We start from the raw sequence: 1,525 nt of genomic DNA on the forward strand, positions 1-1,525 counted from the left end.
ATCTCGGTGGTCGGTGACTCGGCCAGCACGGGCACCAGCACCGGCACCGGCACGACGGGCACCGGCACGACCGGTGGCACCACGAGTGGTGACGACGGCATCCTCGGTGGCACCCAGATCGTCCCCTCGATCTCGCTGCCGATCGACCTGTCCGGCAACGCCGTCGCGGTGATCGGCGACACCGACGTCACGGACGGGACGACCGGCACCACGCCGACCGACCCCACCACGCCGACCGACCCCACCGACCCGACGATCCCCGTCGACCCGGCCGAGCCGTTCGACCCGACCGACCCGACCGACCCGACCGACCCGGTCGACCCGACGACGCCTGCCACCCCGGGTGACGACGGCACGATCACGCCCGGCACCGAGGACACCGCCGGCATCGACGGCTTCGGCGGGACCACCGGGACCACCGGCACCGTGCTCGTGACCGCCGCGGCGGCCGACCGCAGCGTCCTCGCCTCGGGGACCAGCGCCTCCTCGGCTCTCGCCGCCGACTCGTCGCTCGCCTTCACCGGCGATGACGCGACGGCCCCGCTCCTGGGCGGACTGCTGGCGCTGCTCGCCGGACTCGGCCTGCTCGTGGCGGCCCGCCGCCGGACGGCCCGCGCCTGACGGCCACCTCCGTCGCTCGCTTCTGAGCGACTCCACACCGACGGTGCACCGCAGACCTGGTTCAGGGGCCTGCGGTGCATCGCCGTGTCCGGAATCGGCGGATGCCCCCGTGCGTTGCACGACACATGACGTCCGCACCCACCATCGGCATCCTCGGCGCGGGCAAGGTCGGCACCGTCCTCGCCCGCCTCGTCCACGCCGCCGGCCACCCCGTCCTCCTCTCCGGCTCGGGAGACCCTGCCCGCATCCGCCTCATCGTCGACGTGATCGCCCCCGGGGCCCGAGCGGTCTGGTCGGCCGACGCGGCACGGGAGGCCGACATCATCGTCCTGGCCCTGCCGCTCGGCAAGCTCGACTCGGTCCCGGTGGATGCCCTGGCGGGCAAGGTCGTCGTCGACGCCATGAACTACTGGTGGGAGACGGACGGCCTGCGCGACGACCTCTCGGACGTCCGCACCTCGACGAGCGAGCTCGTCCAGCAGCACCTGCCCACGTCACGCGTCGTGAAGGGCTTCAACCACATGGGGTATCACGACCTCGACGAGGGAGCCCTGCCCGCCGGTGATCCCGAGCGGAGCGCGATCGCCCTGGCGTCGGACGACCGAGAGGCACTCGACGTCGTCGCGGACCTCGTGGACGCCATCGGCTTCGACCCCGTCGCCCTGCCCACCCTGGCCGACGGCATCGCCCTCGAGCCGGGGTCGCTGGCCTTCGGGGCGGACGTCGGTGCATCCGAGCTCCGCGAGACGGTGCGCGACTTCTGGAGCTCGCAACGCGGACTCGCGGTGGCTCGCGCGCGACGTTCGTCGAACCCGGGCACCGGTGTCGACGAGACGTCGGAGGTCACGGCGGGGTAACGAAGTAGATGCGTTCCAATCCTTTTCGGGTGCGGTGGCGAACCCTG

At 72.7% G+C, this 1,525-nt stretch carries 2 protein-coding genes; both read left to right on the plus strand.

Annotated elements, in window-relative coordinates; all coding sequences use genetic code 11:
- On the plus strand, positions 1-621 hold a 621-nt coding region (locus SZ60_RS17840; RefSeq protein ID WP_156155621.1), incomplete at its 5' end, for an LPXTG cell wall anchor domain-containing protein.
- A 125-nt stretch (positions 622-746) separates the two neighbouring features.
- Positions 747-1,478 carry an NAD(P)-binding domain-containing protein gene (locus SZ60_RS14000; protein ID WP_043596898.1) on the plus strand — a complete coding sequence of 244 codons (732 nt, stop codon included), beginning with the start codon at positions 747-749 and terminating at the stop codon, positions 1,476-1,478.
- Positions 1,479-1,525: the final 47 nt, after the last annotated feature.

The organism is Frigoribacterium sp. MEB024 (assembly GCF_000878135.1).
GTDB lineage: Bacteria > Actinomycetota > Actinomycetes > Actinomycetales > Microbacteriaceae > Frigoribacterium.

Bases quoted from the DNA above. Each gene is read 5' to 3' on its own strand.
- SZ60_RS14000 (WP_043596898.1), top strand. From the start codon at position 747: ATGACGTCCGCACCCACCATCGGCATCCTCGGCGCGGGCAAGGTCGGC.